This window comes from Acinetobacter stercoris (assembly GCF_900323515.1).
Classification (GTDB): domain Bacteria; phylum Pseudomonadota; class Gammaproteobacteria; order Pseudomonadales; family Moraxellaceae; genus Acinetobacter; species Acinetobacter stercoris.
Genome location: NZ_OOGT01000289.1, coordinates 1 through 3,194 on the forward strand (window position 1 = coordinate 1; position 3,194 = coordinate 3,194).

The following is a 3,194-nucleotide window of genomic DNA, read 5'->3' on the forward strand; positions in this document are numbered from 1 at the left end:
AGTTAGAGTAGTGAACTATCTTGTTATATTTTATAAATTATTTGAATAATTTTCAGCCAGTAACGTACAAAAATGGGCATTCTTCCAAATGCACCGGATTAACAAAATAAAAGCATAACAAGCAAATGATTGTGACTGTGTATAACCCGATCACCAAGTCCATTTTTATAGTAAAAATAATCCTTAAAATCCATACGATTATTATATAGTTATCCAATCATTTTACAAAAATGTCCTGATCTAAATATTTACAATCTTCGAATATCTCGTCTTTGATCCCCACACTATAGCAATGCCATTTTGCTATCCGGTTATTCACCATATCAATCTGATGAAATAAATAGATTTTTTTATCAGGGTCATTTTGAAATTTACCAACAATATTGCCATCATGAATTTCAATATCATCATACACAAAATCACTAAAAATACTTTCCCTGAAGTTTTCTATTTCGTGAATATCTTTTGGCATTTTCTTATATTTTTCATAATATTCTTCAACATATTTTTGAAATGTCAGAACATCCATATATCTCGGCTGGATAACCTGTTGAATATCTGTATAACTTCCTGCACTCGCCACGGCATCTATAGCTTCACTACTTTCACCTTCCTCCGCAACATTTCCTTCTTCTACTGCCTGCTCATTTTGATTTGATAAGGCTATGTCCATCTGCTTTAAAAAATAAGGAATTACATCCTCTGACACGATCTTAAACAGCAGAGGGGCAAAAATCAGAGCTGCGATAACTAAAGGGATAATATTGGTTTTCTTATTTACTTTATTTTTCTTGGGAAATGTATTTTTAAACTGGTCTTGCCATACTTTTAATGATGTTTGTTTTTTAGATAGTCTCGTATTGAGTGGTGGAGGGATATTCTTTTTTGAAGATGCATCATGGTTATGGTTATTTTTTATATGTGATTGCCTTGAATCATCACGCTGTACAGAAGACTGCACATGTTTATACCCAGTAAAATCATCGACTACTTTTTGATGCTTTAAACGTGCACCACATATCCCACAAAACACTGCTTCATTTATATTAATTGCACCACATTTTTGACAATTCATATGTGTTACCAATTTTTATTTTTAAATTATGTTTATATCTATAACACAGCTTAATCATTTCTCATAATTAACGATCAAGATCACAATAAAAAACGCTCCTAGATAACTCTAAGAGCGTTTAGAAACTGTTCTTACAGAATTAAAGTTTAGAAACCAATTCTGGAACTACAGTATTCAAATCACCTACCAGCCAGTAATCAGCTACTGCATTGATTGGTGCTTCTTCATCTTTGTTGATCGCAACGATCACTTTAGAATCTTTCATACCAGCCAGATGCTGGATCGCACCAGAAATACCAACTGCAATATAAAGGTCAGGTGCAACGATTTTACCAGTTTGACCAACTTGCATGTCGTTTGGAACGAAACCTGCGTCTACAGCAGCACGTGACGCACCCTGAGCTGCACCAAGCTTGTCTGCTAATGGATCTAGAACTTTGTGATAGTTTTCACCAGAACCTACACCACGACCACCAGATACTACAATACGAGCTGCTGCCAGTTCTGGACGCTCGGATTTAACGATTTCTTCGTTAATAAACTTAGAAATACCTGCGTCTTTAACTTCTGCTACAGCTTCAACACTCGCAGAACCACCTTCACTTGCAACAGGATCAAATGCTGTACCACGAACAGTTGCAACAACAATTGCTTCAGAAGATTCTACAGTTGCAATAGCATTACCAGCATAAATCGGACGTTTGAAAGTTTTTGGACCTTCAACAGCAATAATATCAGTAATCATGCTTACGTCTAAAAGTGCAGCAACGCGTGGAAGAATATTCTTGCCATTTGTGGTCGCAGCAGCAAGTATATGACTATAACCTTTACCCAAATCAGCAACCAAAGCAGCTACATTTTCAGCCAGTTGATTTGCATAAGCAGCATTGTCAGCAAGCAATACTTTACTTACACCAGCAACTTTGGCAGCAGCATCAGCTACAGCTTGTGCACCAGAACCCGCAACAAGAACAGTGATATCACCACCGATTTTTTGAGCTGCAGCAACAACGTTTAAAGTTGCACCGTTAAGTGTTTTATTGTCGTGCTCAGCGAGAACTAAAATACTCATGATTTATATCCCTGCCTATTAGATCACTTTTGCTTCATTTTTAAGTTTGTCAACTAACTCATCAACAGACTTCACTTGTACACCAGCTTTACGCTCTGCAGGTGGTTCAACTTTCACTGTTTTAAGATTAGTTGTCGATGTCACACCAAAGTCAGCAGGTGTTTTTGTATCAAGTGGCTTCTTACGAGCTTTCATAATGTTAGGCAATGCAGCATAACGTGGCTCGTTTAAACGAAGGTCAGTTGTAATAATTGCTGGAAGGTTTAACTCAACTGTTTGTAAACCACCATCAATTTCACGAGTAACTTGTACTTTATCACCCTCAACTTTCACTTCAGAAGCAAAAGTACCTTGCCCAGCATTTAATAATGCACCAAGCATCTGACCAACCTGGTTAGAATCATCGTCAATTGCTTGCTTACCTAAAAGGATAAGTTGTGGTTGTTCTTGTTCAACAACACCTTTAAGGATTTTTGCAACTTCCAAAGCACCAAGTTGATTATCGTCAGCTTCAACCAAGATACCGCGATCAGCACCAAGCGCCATAGCAGAACGAATTTGTTCTTGAGATTCTTTAGGTCCAATAGAAACAACAACGATTTCTGAAACTGTTCCTTTTTCTTTTAAGCGAACCGCTTCTTCCACTGCGATTTCATCGAATGGGTTAATTGACATTTTAACGTTAGTAAGGTCTACCCCACTATTGTCCGGCTTTACGCGAACTTTAACGTTGGCATCAACCACACGTTTTACAGCAACAAGAGCCTTCATGTAATCCTCGGCTGTTTTAGCAAAAGTAAGTGTTAAGAAAAGTCTGGATGTCCTGGACAGATCAAAAATGAAATATCCTGTACGTCCCTAATATACTCTTCATTTAAAATTTTTTAGGTGTCCTATCTTGCAGTGTGTTTGGCATTTTGGTCAAGTCTCAATTGATAAAAGTGCTGTAAAAATGCGTAAAATTTGTAGAATGGTGAGTTCACAAAAAAAATATATAAATCACTTCGTGAAATTTACAACATATTTTAAAAACTATTAGATATTGAT

The 3,194-nt window shown here is 36.7% G+C and carries 3 protein-coding genes; all 3 read right to left on the reverse strand.

Annotated elements, in window-relative coordinates; translation table 11 throughout:
* Window positions 1-217: 217 nt before the first annotated feature.
* Window positions 218-1,075 (reverse strand): zinc ribbon domain-containing protein, encoded by an 858-nt coding sequence (locus tag KPC_RS18545; RefSeq protein WP_121975809.1) that lies wholly within the window; start codon window positions 1,073-1,075, stop codon window positions 218-220.
* A 139-nt stretch (window positions 1,076-1,214) separates the two neighbouring features.
* On the reverse strand, window positions 1,215-2,147 hold the full coding sequence (locus KPC_RS18550) for an FAD-binding protein (protein ID WP_121975810.1): 933 nt from the start codon (window positions 2,145-2,147) through the stop codon (window positions 1,215-1,217).
* 18 nt (window positions 2,148-2,165) lie between these two features.
* A complete protein-coding gene (locus tag KPC_RS18555) occupies window positions 2,166-2,918 on the reverse strand; it encodes an electron transfer flavoprotein subunit beta/FixA family protein (protein ID WP_121975811.1) in 753 nt (250 codons plus the stop codon).
* Between the last annotated feature and the right edge of the window lie 276 nt (window positions 2,919-3,194).

What these genes read in the sequence shown, in the direction of transcription:
- KPC_RS18545 (WP_121975809.1), bottom strand. Translation starts at nt 1,075, where the DNA reads ATGAATTGTCAAAAATGTGGTGCAATTAATATAAATGAAGCAGTGTTT.
- KPC_RS18550 (WP_121975810.1), bottom strand. Translation starts at nt 2,147, where the DNA reads ATGAGTATTTTAGTTCTCGCTGAGCACGACAATAAAACACTTAACGGT.
- KPC_RS18555 (WP_121975811.1), bottom strand. Translation starts at nt 2,918, where the DNA reads ATGAAGGCTCTTGTTGCTGTAAAACGTGTGGTTGATGCCAACGTTAAA.